The sequence below is a fragment of the Mesorhizobium alhagi CCNWXJ12-2 genome, from assembly GCF_000236565.1.
Taxonomy (GTDB): Bacteria; Pseudomonadota; Alphaproteobacteria; order Rhizobiales; family Rhizobiaceae; genus Allomesorhizobium; species Allomesorhizobium alhagi.
Window position 1 is genome coordinate 1 of the sequence record NZ_AHAM01000263.1, and the last position, 17,410, is coordinate 17,410.

General features: G+C 61.1%; 9 protein-coding genes and 1 tRNA gene. All 10 read right to left on the minus strand.

The genetic code is table 11. From position 1 onward, the window contains the following. The coding region (locus MAXJ12_RS27845; protein WP_008839455.1) for a hypothetical protein at positions 1–1,038 on the minus strand (1,038 nt) is incomplete at its 3' end. 299 nt (positions 1,039–1,337) lie between these two features. Next, positions 1,338–2,912: an AAA family ATPase gene (locus tag MAXJ12_RS27850; protein WP_008839456.1), complete on the minus strand. Its 1,575-nt coding sequence runs from the start codon at positions 2,910–2,912 to the stop codon at positions 1,338–1,340. Beyond that, complete coding sequence (locus MAXJ12_RS27855) at positions 2,912–6,901, minus strand: Eco57I restriction-modification methylase domain-containing protein (protein WP_008839457.1); 3,990 nt, start codon at positions 6,899–6,901, stop codon at positions 2,912–2,914. The genes MAXJ12_RS27850 and MAXJ12_RS27855 overlap by 1 nt, the downstream gene beginning before the upstream one ends. Continuing rightward, positions 6,898–10,167 (minus strand): SNF2-related protein, encoded by a 3,270-nt coding sequence (locus MAXJ12_RS27860; RefSeq protein ID WP_193364382.1) that lies wholly within the window; start codon positions 10,165–10,167, stop codon positions 6,898–6,900. The genes MAXJ12_RS27855 and MAXJ12_RS27860 overlap by 4 nt, the downstream gene beginning before the upstream one ends. A 694-nt stretch (positions 10,168–10,861) precedes the next feature. After that, positions 10,862–10,938: transfer RNA gene (locus MAXJ12_RS27865), tRNA-Pro, on the minus strand. Between the two features lie 120 nt (positions 10,939–11,058). Next, positions 11,059–12,522, minus strand: a complete 1,464-nt coding sequence (gene betB, locus MAXJ12_RS27870) for a betaine-aldehyde dehydrogenase (protein WP_008839459.1) — start codon at positions 12,520–12,522, stop codon at positions 11,059–11,061. Between the two features lie 59 nt (positions 12,523–12,581). Then, positions 12,582–14,234: a choline dehydrogenase gene (betA, locus tag MAXJ12_RS27875; protein WP_008839460.1), complete on the minus strand. Its 1,653-nt coding sequence runs from the start codon at positions 14,232–14,234 to the stop codon at positions 12,582–12,584. Further along, positions 14,227–15,228, minus strand: coding sequence for a threonine/serine dehydratase family protein (locus tag MAXJ12_RS27880; RefSeq protein WP_008839461.1), 1,002 nt, complete (start codon positions 15,226–15,228; stop codon positions 14,227–14,229). The genes betA and MAXJ12_RS27880 overlap by 8 nt, the downstream gene beginning before the upstream one ends. After that, entirely contained in the window at positions 15,228–16,754 is a 1,527-nt protein-coding gene (betC, locus tag MAXJ12_RS27885) for a choline-sulfatase (protein ID WP_008839462.1), read from the minus strand. Before betC ends, MAXJ12_RS27880 begins: the two co-directional genes overlap by 1 nt. After that, positions 16,751–17,344: a choline-binding transcriptional repressor BetI gene (betI, locus tag MAXJ12_RS27890; protein ID WP_008839463.1), complete on the minus strand. Its 594-nt coding sequence runs from the start codon at positions 17,342–17,344 to the stop codon at positions 16,751–16,753. Before betI ends, betC begins: the two co-directional genes overlap by 4 nt. Between the last annotated feature and the right edge of the window lie 66 nt (positions 17,345–17,410).

Consider the following 17,410-nt stretch of genomic DNA (forward strand, 5'->3'; position numbering starts at 1 on the left):
TCGCTTGACGCCTTGGCGCGAGCCGAAGCGGCCTTCTCCATCGCCGTTGTAAGCGTCGGGGAAGGCCAGATAGATGCGATCATAGAGTTCCGGCAACTGGCCGGCGATTAGCAGGGCGCTGTGAACGGCGGAGCTGTGCAACTCATGCGTATAGTCTCCGCCGCTCGCCCTGGAGACCCGATCGTCGCTCATCAGCCGGTCGAACTCCTGCGCGCAAACGCCCTTATTGCTATAGATGGCCTTGGGCGGCACGCGGATATCCACTGGAAGGTCGGCGACGGAAAGCGGTATCCAGGCGAGCGCCACGAGGTCGCGGACCTTGATCTCGCCACCATCATTGGTTTTCCACTCGACGCGGCCGGCCATCGCCGCCGGCAGCGCCTTGCGCAACTCGTCATAGAAGCCCTTCTGGTTGGCCTTCGTCTCCAGCTTCAGTTCGACATTGTTGTTGCGCGCCGCGCAGATGTCGAGGAGCGATTGGTTGAACTCCTCGACGGTGTCTTCACTTTCCAGATCGGACGGAACGAGGATTTCCAGGGGAACGAGAAAATCGAGCGGACCCGGATCTTCGGTTTCGCCCTTGCGCAGCGCCTCGATATCCTGGCGGTTTTCGGCCCATGCCTCCTTGAGCTGGCTCCACCCCTTGATGCGTCGCAGCAGCTTGTCGTCGCCCAGCGCCACGGCAAGGATATGGGTGCCGATGGCGAGCATGTTGTGGCCGCCATCGAGAATACCCTCGATCTTGGGATTCTCAAATCGCAACTCGTAGCGGTTGCGCTGCAGCTCTTCATAATCCGACGAACCGACCAGCACTCCCTTGGTCTTGAACGGAAATGTCTCGGGCGTATCGCGGATGCTTTCGATGATGTCGGCGGTAACGCGGCCGGCCTTGGCCTCGCGTGGATTGGCTTCCAGGTCGGCGGCGTCGAACAGCTTGAGCATGTTCTTGGCGCGCACAAAGCCGACGAGCCGCTTGACCGGCCCTTCACTCTGGTCGGCAACCTGTTCAAAACGAATTATGATCTTGTCGGGATTCATGTCGGTGTCTCCATAGTTTTCTGGAGAGACCGATTCCGGGCGCGGGCCACTATGTGACGGCGCATGACAGGACGCCGCCCTTTCGGGGACTATCTCGTCAGGCATCGACGCTTTGCAGCGACCTTACAACCAGAACCGTCTCGGGTTCATTTTTCCAGCTCCCTTTTCAGAGAGCGGGTTCTGTGTCGCACCAAATGCAGCCGGCGTCAATGGGCGCAGATAAATTTATCATGATCTAATCTTGCGAGTTTCTTTCCTTTGCTTCGGCCGCCGCAACCCGCCGGTCTCGGAGATAATCTTCAACCTGCGTAATTTTTCGCGTAGGCTTTCGCGACTTCGCGGACCGCCGTGATGGCGGCTCTCACATCGGCGACAGGGACGGGAACCGCGAGATCATGAGAATAGGGGTTCAGGACGAACCGCTTGTGCGGTTCCAATCCCTTGAGAGCATCCAGCCTTGGCTGATCTTGGGCGACATGTGTCTTTGCAGCCGTCAAAAGATCGTTGAGATCGGGTCGCCGATCATCTTGGAAATACGGGAACTTCACACCTCGTTTGATGCAGAACCGCCTTAGCACCAGCTCGCAAGCCGAACGGGCGTAGTTGGAGGCCGCCGCTGGGTGGTTCTCGTCGAGAAACGCTTCGGCCTGACGTAGGGTGGCCTCCGCCATGTCGTTCGAGACCGAGCGGACGATGGGAACGAGAAGACCGTCGCCGTCAAGGCGCTCGTAAATCTCCATCGCTTTCCAGCCTTCGGCCGAAAGCTGCTCGCGAGCAAGCTGGAACCAGTAGCGATCATGCGTCAGCAGGATGATCTGCCACTCGTGGAACAAAGTGGTGATAGCTTCAAGGACTGGCCGGCGGTGCGTCGCGTCCAGGCTAATCAAAAGATCGTCCATCACCAGCAATTTGAGCCTATCTTTTCCGGGCGGCACACAAGCCAGCCTTGCCGCCAGATATATTGCAATAGCGAGCGCGGATTGACGGGCTTCGTTGAGGAAGCTTTGAGGTGATGAGGGTTGGTGGGTACGGAAACGCACGGTTGGCGTCAGCATCTGGTTCTCGAGCGCTCGTGGTTCCTGCCTGGTCTCCTCCCGGTAACGGATGGGAGAGAAATGCAAACCAACGAGATGAAAATCGTCGGCAGACAGCACGCTCAAAAGCTTTCGCAGCAGCGGCCTTGCTTTCTCTTCGAGTGCTTCTAGCGCCTGCCGCATCGCTTCGTTGAAGCGCTTGCAGGCCGCTTCGACGTCGCGGATGTAATGTTGTGGCCGCCGCCTACCCGTCGCTGTCGTCACACGCGCGTTGAAGGCAGTTTGCAGTTCCTGCCACAGTTCGCCGACATTGCGCTTGGTGCCACCCCCCTCCAGCGCAATTTCGAAATCCGCGAGGAGGTGCGTGACAGCGAGGTCGAACAAATTGGGCGGCGTATCCGGGCCGGCAGCGCTGTAGTTCATCTCGCGCAATCGGTTATGCGTGAGGAAAGCCGAACGCCGCGCGGTGTCGACCACGTCGGACGATGGATGACCCGCCGCCGTCCAGGCCAATACGCTATTATCAGTCAACGTGACGCGCACACTGGGCGCGGGAGGTTCCGTGAAAACGTTGTGGAGTTTGACTATGTCGGGCGGATTTATCGAGAATAGCCCACGAAGGGCGCGGTAAATCGAGGATTTCCCCGCCCCGTTCTCGCCGAACACCAGCAGATTGCAGCCATTATCGTCGAGATCGAACGCACCAGGGCAGATGGAAGGGAAGGCGCGGAAGTCGGAAATGTCGATACGGCGGATGCGCGGAGCGGCAGCCAGAGGCTCGGGAGAGGTGACCGGCTCGGCTGCGTCGGCCAGCACGACTGGCGCTATGGATTCTTCCATCACTGCCGCCCCTCAATGATCCTGACCGCCTCAATTGATTGCAGTTCGAACAGCGTCGCGTAGAGCGGGTGGGGGGGATCGACCAAAACAGCACTCCACTCTTCGGCCTGGCGGGCGAGCGCCTCACCGTTCAAGCCCGCGAGCGCAAGAAGGCCAGCTTCCCGGGCGGCATCGAAAGCCGAAATGTTCCGCGTCGCAAACTCTTCCGGGAAAAAAAGTTCATATACGAAGGCGTTGATCAGGGATTCGAAGCGCGCGCGCGGCTGGGCGCGGGCAAGGATCGCATCTACGGCGACGGTGATCATGACCTCCTGTTGAGGGGAGGGGGTGGGGATGGGGATGGTGCCAGAATAACGGGGCTCGAAATCCAAAAACCCCCCCTGTTTGGCCGAAAACGTCTGGCGCGCGAACCAGTCTGAAGTTGTCGAGTTAACGATGGCGAGACCGAGCTGCACGGATGGTGGGACGAAGATCGTCGACTTGTTGTTGCTGTAGTGACGTTTGAAATCCGGTGCAGCTTCGGAGCGGGATACGATTGCCGGAACAATGATCTTCGGCTGCTCGAACGCATCCCAGTAAGCGCAGCTTCGCAATTCCCAGAAATAGTGGCCCTGATCGTAGCGATCGATAAGTCCTTGCCTCAGGCCGTCCACAAGCCACCACTTATAGATCGCCGGGTGCCGCTTCGCGAAAATCGCCTCGGCCTCGGCCTCCGGCTTGCCTGTCCATGGATGGATCATATTCTCCGAGGACGGTATCTTGATCAGCCACTTGTCCGCCGGCTCGACCTGCCAACGCTTCACGTCGCGTCCGCGCAAGAACGGCTTGATGATTTCTTCGCTGGCCGGATCGTCGATCAGCTTGGCCCGCCTGGCCCCGTCAATGACGAAGGCTTCGTTCAGCCCGGTTTTGATGCCGTAGTAGAATCGCCCGCCGCACCAGTCGCCGAGCGAAGTGCCCGCGGCGCGAAGGCGCGCGAGAAGATCGCGCTTGTCCTGCCGCTCCAGCTGCCAACCGGTCGAAAGTAGCGACGTCTGCGGCATCGCGAAGGCATCCTTCTGGAAACGCTCGGGAAAGCCCTCCGACGGTTCCCCAGGCGTCCAGTTCAGCGCGCGGAATGTTTCGGATGCAGAGGGTGTCTGGCGAACTTTTCGCCGCTTCGCGACGACGATGGTTGGGTAGGCGATCGCCTCGAAAACCTCCGCGTCGCCGAAGTCGATCACTGACAAGAGCCGCATCTCTTCCGAGAACCACTTACGCAGCTTGGCGCCATAGCCGGCGCGATACCATTTGTTCGAAGTTATGAAGGCCAGCGCGCCGCTTGGCTTGAGCAGACGAACCGCGCGTTCATAGAAATAAATATAGAGATCGGCCGTGCCGGTGAAGGTGTCGTAATCGCGCAGCTTCGTCTTGAACGCTGGCTCCAGCTTCTCCTGCCTGACATAGGGCGGATTGGCGAACGCGATATCGAAACAACCCTCTGTCCCGTCATTGAAGCCGAACATCCATTCGGCATCGAAGAAGAGGGCTGCGGCGTTGGCGTCGAACGGATCCCAGGCGGCTACGGCGCGTGCGTCCTCCGCCGGAAACCCGCCACCCTCTATAAGGATCTCCCGCTGCCGCTCCCGCAACACCTTGATGCGCTTCTGGGCTTCTATCTTGGCGCGGCGGTTGTGGGCGGAAAACAGACTGGCGTTCGCTTCACGGCGCTCGGCCTCGATGTCCTTCAAGCGGATATCGCGCAACTGCAACTGTGGGGAGCTCAGCGGCCGAAGCGTATTCGCTGCGACGAACTTCATCTCCAGGTTGGGCAGTGGTGTCACGCCCCGGTTGGGCGCATTTTCGTCAACCTTCTGTTCGACGGCCAGCGCGATAAAGCAGCGCAGCTTAGCGATCTGCACCGCGATCGGCTGGATGTCGACGCCATGCAGGCAGCCCTCGATCAGATAAAGCTTTCGCGCATAATCGGCATTGTGGCCTGTCGAGAAGGTGGCGTCGAACTCGGCCAGCCGAGCTTCGGCGCTCGCAATGTCGCGCGCGCGGTCGGTCGGTGAAGGGGTTTTCCGGGCGTCGTCGAGACGCCGCTCGAGCGGCTTGCGGTTCGCCGCCTTCCAGCGCGAACCGTCCCGGTCGAGTCGGTCCAGCACATGAACGAGCTTTTGCAGCAGTCCGAGTGGAAACGCGCCCGAGCCGACGGCCGGATCGATCGCGCGGCAGCGCACGATGGTACGGATCAAGGCCTCGGTCTCGGAGTTCGAAAAATCGCCGTCCTTCGGCGTATCGGCGTAGCTCAACAGCCGGCGCAACCGCCCCTCGCGGTTGTCTGCTTCGTTCTTCGCAGCTTTCGCTTGCGGCAAAAGCGCGAGTTCGTTTTCCGCCGGGCCGAAATCGAGGCCCGGTGCACGTGGCCTGATGCCAGTCTCGCGATCGGGGAGCGCAGGCGTCAGATAGGCGATCAGCGCCTCGTCAACCATGAAGTCGACTACCTCGCGCGGTGTGTAGAAGCTGCCCGACTTGTTGCGGGCCGTCGTCTGCGTGTCCTCATTGTAGGAGGCCAGCAGGTTTTCGAAGACTTTGCCGAGAAGCTCCGGATCCAGCGCCGCTTCTTCTTCGAGAGGCGTGTTCTCCTCCACAGTGAATTTGTAGTCCTCGAACAGGTCGATCAGCCCCTTCACGTCCCGCCGCGTCGAGCGATTGTAGAATTTTGACAGATCTGCATTTTTTTGCCCGCCAAAAAAAAGGGCATTCTGAAGCCGCGGCTGCCGGTCTTCCTCCTCTGAAAACCCATCGATTCGCAGCACCAGATCCTTGGACCCTTCTCGCCTGGCGCGCCCGGCGCGCGGATCGTCGGCCTCTATCTCGAGGTCGAGGCAATCGAACAAGCCGCCATTCAGGAACGGTACGTCGTCAAACATCCGCTTTGCCGCGTCGGCATCGGCGAAGGACGCCTTGTTGCGGTATTTATTGTGCACGAGATAGGCGGTGGTCTTGCCGGAAGAATCTCGCGGCAGCCAGTCTCGCTCGTTCTGCTCCGTGTTTAGGCAGGCGAAGAAAAGGTTCTGCAGCACTGCAGTGTAATAGGTGCATCCTCCCGGACTGTCGGTGGGCCCCTCATTGAGCAGTTCGCGCAGCGCTCCCGCATCGAAGAGATCGTCGCTCACCAGCCGCTTCTGCTTGATGAACCAGACGAATATCAGCCGCGTCAGCAATCGGATGAGGCCGGTCTGGCGTTCGCCCTCGTCATTGCCTTGGCCTGGCGGGAAATGAACAATGCCCGGCGTGCTTGCCCAAGCGAACCAGTCGGCAAGGTCGCGATAGAAGCGCTTGTTGAGGTCCGACGCCGACAACACTTTCAACCATCCGTCATAGAGAGAGCGGAAGTCGACAGGTGAGGGGCGCAGGCTGGACAGCGTGAGATCGGCGAGGATCTGAATGTGGGCGCGGTGCGGATTGACGAGATCGATGTCCTTGACCAGGCTCACGCGTCCGCCGACGACCGATCGAGTGAGGTCGCGCCGGTTTTCGCGGCGGTCGATGACCGAAAGCGTCGCTGTCTTTCCGTGGCGAAAGAGCACGATTGCGGGCATGTGGAAGCCCTTGTTGAGCTCCCGCGTGATGTTTACCAGCTGGCGCCGCGACCACGCTCCATCATCGAGATCGAGTGCCAGGAAAACGAAGCTGTCGATCTGCCGTTGCTGGTACGCCTTCTCCGTTCGAGGGTCGCTGCCGCGGGAGAGTGCGGGCAGTTCGTCGCCAGTCAGCTGAAAAATCAGGTCAAGCGCACGCCAACGGCCGATCGTCTCGAACTTCTCGTGGCCGATGCCGACGGCTTCGAGCAGCGCACCTGGATCGCTTCCCGTCTCAAGGGTTTTCGGGCTGGAATAGCCGAGCGAGCACAGAAACCCGTCGCCGGCTTTGCGCAGGTTACCTTCTGCAAGCCGCTTGATCGCCGAGCCGACTTCGCCAAGCCGTTCCGTGGAGTGGTTCATCCGGCGCTTCCGTCTCCCGGCCGAACGATCAGCCAGGTGATCAACTCGTATTCAGACTCGATGCGCGCCTGCGCGCCCGAATCGTCCAGCTTTCCGCCGCGCCCCATCGCCAGGCCCGCCGCCGCCCTGGCCGCGTAGGCGCGGCCGATGTCGGCGACGGCGTTGGCCGAAAGCCTGTCGTAACGTTCGAGCTTCGCACCGTGCTCGGTCTCATCATCAAAAGCATCGCAAAGCGCTTCGAACGGCTTCGAACGACCGGAGCAAAGCGCCTCCAATGCCGTCAGGATCGACTTCGGCTGCGAAAATCCGTGGCGGATGCTCCCGTCGTCGCGGACATAGACGAGATAGAACGGCTCCAAAGGATTGACGTTCGCCTCGCCGGCTTCGCCCTTCCGCCTGAGGCAGAAGATAACGCCGGGCTCGAAACGGCCGCCCTCCACCTGGACCGGGGTCAGCGCATGCAGGCCCAACGGGGCATCGCGCAATTGGTCGGCGTTCTTTCGCGCATAGGCAAGCAGATCGGCGCGGAATTCGTCGAGCGTGAACTCGGTGAGGCTGACGCCTTCGCCGGCTTCCTCCAAATCAAAAACCTCGGTCTGCAAACGCCGCAGCTGTTCGTCGCGCCAATGGAACTCACCTTCGGCGGCGTCACGCGCCTCGGCCAGCAAATTGTCCTCGCCGGTCGCGGAGAGATCGACCAGCGCCATTCTCGCTTCGACCCGGTCCTTCAGGTTCAGATAGCGGTTGAGATCCTCCGTCGGCCAGAAGTTTACCATCTGAACGGTGTCAGTCTGCGAGCCGATCCGGTCGATGCGGCCGAAGCGCTGTATCAAGCGCACCGGGTTCCAGTGAATGTCGACATTGACCAACAGGTCTGCGTCCTGGAGGTTCTGCCCCTCGGAAATGCAATCGGTGGCGATCAGCAGATCGATTTCGGCTTCCGGCATGCCGCGCATCGCGGCGCGCTTCTTCGAGCGCGGCGCGAAATTCGCCAACACATCCTGAAAACGCGCTTTGCCGACCGTCGCCTGGCAGCCGCTTCCGGTGACGAGCCCACTATGCATGCCATGCGAACGGGCCAGCGGCTCGAGCTCGCGGTATAGATAGCGCGCCGTGTCGCTGAATGCGGTGAACAGAATGACTTTCCGGTTGCGGGCGCCATCCCTGTTGATCGTCGGATTCCACGCCTTCGCGGAAACCAGTTCCTTCAGTTGCGCAAGCTTGGCGTCGCGCTCCGGACCGACCTCCGCGGCGGTCGCGGCGAGCTGCGCGACGCGTTCGCGATCCTGGCGCAGCGCAGCCTCCCACACATCGGTTTGGATATGGCGCAGATCGTATTTCAGCCGTCCGCCGACTTCAAAGGCGGACGCGAGATCCTCATCGCCCTCCATCTCATCGTCGAATTCGGTTTCTAGCGCCGAAATCGCGGGTCTTGAATCACGAAAAGCTTCGATCTCGGCCAGCCGCCGGTCGATGCGCCCCACGATGCGCTCCATGGTGTGCCCGAAGGAACTAACCGAACTTTCTAGCCGCTTCAGAAAGCCAATCTTCATCATTGCGATCAGGTATTTCTCGCGATTGGCTTGGTCGAAACCAGCGGTTCGGCGGTCGCGTTCATTGTAACGCTCTCGATACTCCAGGAGCACAAAAGCGAATGGGTTGTAGAGCGCGAGGTTCAGTTGCCCGATCTCCCGGTCGATTTCATCGAAGGTCGGAAATGACCCAACGAGGTCCACACCGGGAAACCTGGAGAGCGGAGGCAGCCGAGCAGGAAAGCGGCCAATTTCGTCCAGCGTATCGGCGTAGTGCCGCTCGATATGTCTGCGCGACCGCGCGATGGACACACCGTCGAGCAAAGTGGTCAGCGCCGGCGGCAGCCTCGCCATCAAGGCAGCGGCGTCACGCTCCCCGGACTTGGTCCATTCGGCGAAGCGACGACGCGCATCTCCGATCAGCGACGACAGGTTCGGAGCTCCCAACGAACGGAAGGCGTCCGACTTCCCCTTTGCGATGAGGCCGAGCTGCGCTTTCAGGTCCGCCAGATCATTATTGACCGGAGTGGCGGACAGCATCAGCACCCTTGTCGGAACGCCCGCGCGGACCACTTCGTCGATCAGGCGCTGATAGCGGCTGCCTGCCGCGTTCCGGAACGCGTGCGACTCGTCGATCACGACCAGGTCGTAGGCGGCCCAATTAATGCGCGAAAGATCAATGTCGCCGACATGTCCCCGCTCGCGCGTCAGATCCGTGTGCGAAAGGACCGTATAGTTGAACTTGTCGTCCCGCAGCGGATTCAGGTCGGAGTTGTTGCCCGCGAGGTATTCGGTCCAGTTCTCGCGCAACTTCTTGGGACATAGGACCAGAACGCGCTGATTGCGCGATTCGTGATACTTAATCACGGCTAGCGCGGTGAGCGTTTTTCCGAGGCCTACGGAATCTGCTAGAATGCATCCTCCGTGACGATCCAGCTTGCCCAGTACGGCGCGCACGCCGTCCCGCTGGAACCGGTAAAGCATATGCCAGATCGCAGTATCGGAAAATGCTATGGAACCAAGGCGTTCTTCCTCAATCGCCTGATCATCCAGAAACTCCTCGAACAGATGGAACAGCGTCTTCTGGTAGATGAACTCGGGACTACTATGCCGATACATCTGCTCCAGGTGTCGAAGAACCTCGTCCTTCACGTCGACGGTCAAAGCTTCATCAGCCCAGATTTCGTCAAACCAGGACAGCAGATCCTTGCGATCGCGGTCTCCGTCCACCACGAGATTCAATTCGATGTTCGGCCTCTCGATCAGCCCCAGCCCTTTGAGCGTAAAATTCGAGCTCCCGACCATAGCGTGTTCCCGCGCGCCATCGTGGACATGTATCATTTTTCCATGAAGAAGACCGGCGCGACGAATCGAACGAACGTCGACTTTTGAACGGATCCAATCGGAGCAGCTACGGGCGGCGGACCGTTGCCGCAACTGCTCGGTCAACGCCAAATTGTCCTCATTAAGCGTGAAGGCTGGAGGATTTAGATATTCGGACTCAATACTTGAAAGAAAACGCGGTTCGCCGAACAGGAAGCGCATCGAATGGATTGGCTCGAGCGTAGCGCTCAGCCGCCCGTAAGTGGCGCTGGTGAAGTAAGCGGAGACGATGCTGAGCCTGCTGCCTGACATCACTGTAGCGGTCAGAAATTCGGATGCCGGTCCTCGCGATCGATTGTCCTTGATACCAGATTGCTGTTTTGCCAACCTACTCGCCCCCAATATCGTCATCGTCTAACATCGCGCCCACTGTGCTGGAAGCCCTAACTGAGAGCCGGAGGGCTGTTCCAACAGTTGTAAGTTGGATTCGACCGATCGGGCGCCCAAAATGCAGGCGGGGCGCAAGTGAAGGAGACGTTCGCAAAGGCCGTTCGGCGAAAGGTATTCATGGAACGCATTCCTTGGGGCACGACGGTCCGGCCGTTCCAATCACTGAATTTGCCACGTTTGCCCCTGCGCGGGTCGGCCTATGAAGGCGAGCCGGAATTCGAAGGTTTGGGAACGATTTGTGGCCGGGCGCCTGGCCCCTAGACGAGTTAAAAACATTAGTGCTGTATTCCGAATGGGCCAACGCAATGTCCGGGGTAGATCACTCCCTCTGGCCGACGAACCAGTGTGCAGGGGAGAGCCTCGATGTTTCGAAGGCTTTCCCCTGGGTCGCAAGTGCCCGTTTTGGCCCGTCACAATGTCACAATGGCGACTGCCTCATCGCGTTGGAAACATTTATCAGTTTTCGAATTCAATCCTCTCTCGCAGCACCGGGTACCACCAACCTGAAGTTGGAGTTGAGAAGGTCCTAAAAATTTTAAGGGGTGCTCGTTCGTCGGCTGATGAGAATATCCCGAAAACCGCGAGCGGCTTCGTCAATCTGTGGGGGAATTTGTGGGGACCGCTGGTTCGGGAAAACCTAAGTCTATGTTTTTACTGGTCGGAGTGGCAGGATTTGAACCTGCGACCCCGTCGTCCCGAACGACGTGCGCTACCAGACTGCGCTACACTCCGTGACCAGACGCGGGCTTATAGCCGCCGCGAAAAATTACCGCAAGCGCTTAAGCGGGGCTTGCGCGGCCAATGCGGCATTTTCCACCATCCGCAGGCTACCTGCGTCAGGCAAAGGAAACGTCAGTACGGGCTCGCGACATCGCCCATCTCGACGTAGACGGATTTCACCTGGGAATAATGCCCGAGCGCTGCGAGTGCGTTTTCGCGGCCGATGCCCGACTGCTTGTAGCCGCCGAAGGGCAGTTCCACCGGCGTCAGATTGTAGGCGTTGATCCAGCAGGCGCCGGCCTGCAGCTCGCCGACGACGCGGTGGGCGCGCGGCAGGTCGCGCGTGAAGACGCCGGCTGCAAGGCCGAATTCAGTATCGTTGGCGCGGGCAACCACCTCATCCTCGTCGTCGAAGGCCAGCACGCTCATCACCGGTCCGAAGATCTCTTCACGCGCAATGGTCATGTCGTCTCTGACGTTCGAGAAGACGGTGGGCTCGATGAAGAAGCCGCCTTGGAATCCCTGCAGGGAAGGGATGTTGCCGCCGCAGACGAGCATGCCGCCTTCCGACCTGCCGGTCTCGATATAGCCGAGCACCTTCTCGTGCTGGGCTTTGTTGATCAGCGGACCCATCTGGGTATCGGGATCAAGCGGATCGCCGATGCGAATTTTCTTGGTGCGTTCGGCCAGCCGCTCAAGAAAGCGATCGTGCAGGCCGCGCTGCACGAAGACGCGGGTACCGTTGGAGCAGACCTGCCCGGAGGAGTAGAAATTGCCAAGCATGGCGCCGCCGATGGCGTTTTCGAGATCGGCGTCGTCGAAGACGATGAGCGGCGACTTGCCGCCGAGTTCCATGGTCGCGTGCTTCATCAGCGAGCCGGCGAGCGACATGACCCTCTTGCCCGTCGGCACCGAACCGGTGACCGAGACTTTTGCCGTGACGGGATGCTGGACAAGGGCCGCGCCGACATCGCCATAACCCTGCACGACGCTGAACAGTCCGTCCGGCAGTCCGGCCTCTGAATAGATCTCCGCAAGCGCCAGAGCGGAAAGCGGCGTGTTCTCCGAAGGCTTGAACACCATGGCGTTGCCCATGGCGAGCGCCGGGGCTGACTTCCAGCCGGCAATCTGGATCGGATAGTTCCAGGCGCCGATGCCGACGCAGACGCCCAGCGCCTCGCGCCGCGTGTAGCCGAACGGCCCGCCCAGATCGACCAATTCGCCATTGTAGGTGGGGACGGCTCCGGCGAAGAACTCCAGCGCGTCGGCGGCTGAGGCCGCGTCGGCGACCAGCGTTTCCTGGATGGCCTTGCCGGTGTCGAGCGTCTCTAGCCGAGCAAGCTCGTCATTGCGGGCGCGCAAAAGGTCGGCGGCGCGGCGCAGGATACGGCCGCGTTCGACCGGTTTCAGCCGCGCCCAGGCCGGCTGGGCGGCACGTGCCGCCTCGACGGCCAGTTCGACGATGTTGGGCGTTGCGGAATGCAGTGTCGCGATCGTCTCGCCGGTTGCCGGATAGATCACAGGGATCGGCGCACCACGCTCGTCATCGACGAAGCGGCCATTGATGTAGTGCGATGCGTTTGGCTGGGCGCGCATTCTGGTCTCCGGTTTTGGAAGCATGGCCTTCTTCTTCGAAGGCCGTGCAACGCGGCTGGTCAGCGATCGGACACTTGCCAGCGGGGATTGATCCAAGGTTCCTGATTGGACGGGGGCAGCGGCGCCCGGCCGAGAATATGATCGGCCGCCTTCTCCCCGGTCATGATTGACGGCGCATTGAGGTTGCCGTTGGTGACGCGCGGAAAGATCGAAGAATCGGCGACGCGCAGACCTTCGACGCCGATGACCCGGCATTCCGGATCGACCACGCTCTGCGGATCGTCCGCCCTGCCCATCCGGCAGGTGCCGCAGGGATGATAGGCGCTTTCGGCATGCTCGCGGATGAAGGTGTCGAGTTCCTCGTCGCTCTGAACATGCGCGCCCGGAGAGATCTCCTTGCCGCGATAGGGGTCGAAAGCCGGCTGGCCGAAGATTTCCCGCGTCAGCCGGATGCAGTGGCGGAAATCCGCCCAGTCGTCCGGGTGCGACATGTAGTTGAAGCGGATTTCCGGCTTTGCACTGGGATCGTTCGACCGCAGCTTGATCGTGCCGCGCGATTTCGATCGCATCGGGCCGACATGGGCTTGGAAGCCGTGCAACTTGGCCGCAGCCTTGCCGTCGTAGCGAACGGCGGCGGGCAGGAAATGATACTGGATGTCGGGATAGTCGATGCCGGCTTTCGAGCGCACGAAGGCCGCCGCCTCGAAATGATTGGTGGCGCCGAGGCCGCTCTTGAAGAACAACCATTCCGCCCCGATCAGTGCCTTTGAAAACGGGTTCAGGACCGAATAGAGCGTGATCGGCTGGATGGACTCCTGCTGGATATAGAGTTCCATATGATCCTGCAGGTTCTGGCCCACGCCCGGCCGGTCGACAATCACCTCGACGCCGTGCCGGCGCAGATGTTCGGCAGGCCCGATGCCCGACAGCATCAGCAGCTTGGGTGAGTTGATCGACGATGCGGCGACGATCACCTCACGCCGGGCTTTAACGAGCTGAATCTGTTTGCGAGCTTCGATCTCGACGCCGACGGCGCGTTGATTCTCTATGACCACCTTTCGCGCCAAGCCTTTGACGAGACTCACATTCTGGCGTTTCAGCGCCGGCCGCAGATAGGCATTGGCGGTCGACCAGCGGCGGCCGCCATGGATGGTCTGCTCCATCGCGCCGAAGCCTTCCTGCTTAGAGCCGTTGTAGTCCTCAGTGAGTTCGAACCCCGCCTGCTGGCCGGCCTCGACGAAGGCGGCGTAGAGCGGGTTCTTGCGCGGCCCGCGCTGGGTGTTGAGCGGACCGCTTGTGCCACGCCAGCCCTCCTCGCCTCCGATCGAATTCTCCATCCGTTTGAAATAGGGCAGCACGTCGGCATAGGACCATCCTGTCGCGCCCTGTTCCGCCCAGTAGTCGAAATCGTGGGCATGGCCGCGAACATAGACCATGCCGTTGATTGACGAGGATCCGCCCAGAACCTTGCCGCGCGGCGTGGCGAGAACGCGGCCGCCGAGATGCGGCTCCGGCTCGCTGGAAAAGCCCCAGTCGTAGCGGCTCATGTTCATCGGGAACGAAAGCGCCGACGGCATCTGGATCAGCGGACCGAAATCGGAGCCGCCATATTCGATGACGATGACCGAATGCTTGCCGTCCTCCGACAGGCGGTAGGCGAGCGCCGCGCCGGCGGAGCCGGACCCGATGATGACGAAATCGGCTTCAAGCATCGGCGATATGCTTCATGAAGTCGGCCAGCGAGACATTGCCGCCGCTGGCAACAACCACAACAGTCTTGCCGGAGACATCGATACCGCCGTCGAAGAGCGCCGCCAGCGAGGCCGCGCCGGAGGGTTCCAACACAAGCTTCAGGCGCTCGAAGGCGAATTTCATCGCGCGCCGCGCCGAAGCGTCGGTAACCGTAATGCCGCGCACACCTGCCGCCTTCACCGCCGCGAACGGCGCGTCGCCGGGCTTCCGCGCCATCAGACCGTCGCAGATCGATTTTGGCCCGAGCGGCATGGTTTCGATCGCTCCATGAGCGAGCGAACTGCCCATGCCATTGAAACCTTCGGGCTCGACGCCGATGATTTCCGTGGCCGGCGAGAGATAGTGGAATGCGAGCGATACGCCGCCGATCAGGCCGCCGCCGCCGACCGGGCAAAACAATATGTCCGCTTCCGCGCCCTTGGCGATAAGCTGGTCGAGCGCCTCGATCCCGGCGCCGCCCTGTCCGGCGACGATCTCCGGATCGTCGAACGGATGCAGGAGCGCCAGGCCTTCGTCGTTTGAAATTTGCCTGGCGCGCTCGGCTGCCACTTCCTCGCGGGCGCGGTCGCCATGGTCGGTCAGCACCACCTTTGCGCCGTAACCGGCGGTGGCCTCGCGCTTGGCCGCCGGCGCGTCGACCGGCATGACGATCGTCACCGGAATTCCGAGCGCCTGGCCAGCCGCGGCCAGCCCCTGCGCGAAATTTCCGGACGAGTAGGCGACCACGCCGCGCGCGGCCTCGTCCGCCGAAAGCTGCTTCAGCCGCCAATAGGCGCCGCGGATCTTGAACGAGCCGGCCCATTGCAGCGACTCCGGTTTGACGAAAACGCGTGCCGCGCCGGTTTCCTTGGCGAGCGCAGCCGATTCAAGCAGCGGCGTGATCTGCGTCGCCTGGGAGGTGACGGAATATGCCTTCTTCAGATGATCGAGCGTCGGAACAAAGGGAGCCGTCATCATTCGCCTCTCGGAAACCGCTTGCTCTCTTCGAGCACGTTGAGATCCATGTGGTTGCGCATGTAGCGTTCCGATGCCTTCTGAAGCGGCTGGAACTCCCAGGGGTAGTAGGCGCCGTTGCGCAGCGCCGGGTAGACCACCCAGCGCCGTGCCTGGCTCTGGCGCACAGCCGCGTCGAAGGCCGCCATGTCCCAGCGGCCGCGCACCTTTTCCATGAAGGACGACACCAGTCCGGCATGGGCCGGATCGCCGGCAAGGTTGCTCAGTTCCAGAGGATCCGATTCAAGATCAAAGAGTTGCGGCGGGTCGATCTCGCAGTGGATGAACTTGAACCGGCCCTCGCGGATCGCCACCATCGGCGCGTAGGAACCTTCAGCTGCATATTCCATCAGTACAGGAACGGTCCGGGCCACACCTCTGGTCAGCGGCAGCAGCGACTGGCCGTCGGTCCACGGCATGATCGCGCTCATATCGATGCCGGCCAGGTCGCAGAGCGTCGGCGCGACATCGAGGTTGGAAACCGGAGCGGCGATCCGACCGGCCGGAATGCCCTTGCCGGCGATCATCAGCGGCACGCGGGCCGAGCCCTCGTAGAAGCACATCTTGAACCACAGGCCGCGCTCGCCGAGCATGTCGCCATGGTCCGAGCAGAACAGGATGATCGTATCGTCGAGCATCCGCGTCCGTTCGAGCACGGAGAGGAGTTCGCCGACCTTGTCGTCCAGGTAAGAAATGTTAGCGAAGTAACCTTGCCGCGACCGGCGGATATGCTCGGGCGTGATATCGAAATTCGCGTAGTCGCTGGCGAGATAAAGCCGCTGCGAATGCGGATCCTGCTTTTCCTCCGGAACGAAGCCGACTTGCGGTTCGAGCTCGGGGCAATCCTCATACAGATCCCAGTACTGACGGCGCGCCACATAGGGATCGTGCGGATGCGTAAAGGAAACCGTCAGACACCAGGGCCGGCGCTCGGCTTCGTCGGACGTGCGCGCATAATCGTAGAGCTTCTGTGTCGCGTGAAAGGAGACCTCGTCGTCATATTCCATCTGGTTGGTGATCTCGGCGGTTCCGGCGCCGGTCACCGAGCCAAGATTGTGATACCACCAGTCGATGCGCTCGCCGGGCTTGCGGTAGTCGGGTGTCCAGCCGAAATCGGCTGGATAGATGTCGGTCGTCAGCCTCTCCTCGTAGCCATGCATCTGGTCGGGCCCGACGAAGTGCATCTTGCCCGACAGGCAGGTGTGATAACCCGCGGCGCGCAGATGGTGAGCGTAGGTCGGGATCGATGAGGCGAACTCGGCGGCGTTGTCGTAGACCTCGGTGCGCGACGGCAACTGACCGCTGGTGAAGGAAGCGCGGCCGGGCGCGCAGAGCGGCGAGGCCGTGTAATTGTTGGCAAAGCGTGCGGAGCGCGCGGCAAGCGCTTTAAGATGCGGCGCATGGAGAAAGTCGGCCGGGCCGTCGGGAAACAGTGTCCCGTTCAGTTGGTCGACCATGATGATGAGAATGTTGGGACGACGGCTCATGCAGGCTTCTTGTGCTGGAGGAGTTTGGTTTCGAGATAATCTTCGACGAGCGCGACCGCGCTCGTCGCATTGGGCGTGCCGTCCTTGAGAGCGCGGCGGATGTAGAGCCCGTCGATAAGCGCCGCGATGGCTTCGGCGACGCGCTCGGCTTCGGGCCGCGGCATCAGCCCGGTCAGGCCGCTCATCAGGTTGGAGTGGAGCCGCCGCGCATAGACCCGCAGCAACCGACGCAAGGGCTGCGACTTCTGCGCCTCGACGTAGAAGGCGAGCCATGCGGCGATGATTTCGGGCTGGAACTGCGTTGCGGAGAAGTTGACGGCAATGACTGCGGAGACGCGTTCCCGCGCCGTCCGGCTGGTGGCGAGGGCCTTGCGGACGTCCGCATTGAGCTCGGACAATATGTGCCGCATCGTTGCTTGAAGCAGCCCGTCCTTGGCGCCGAAATAATGATGCGCCAATGCCGACGAGACGCCCGCCCGCCCGGCGATTTCCGACATGGTGACGTCAAGCGTGCCGCGCTCGCCGATCGTCATAATCGCGGCGTCTATAAGCGCCCTTCGGCGCAGCGGCGGCATTCCAAGTTTCGGCATTGCGATCCTCCGTCGGTATTCTTATTTTTTATTGACTGATCAATCAATAAAAAACTTGACGGCGCT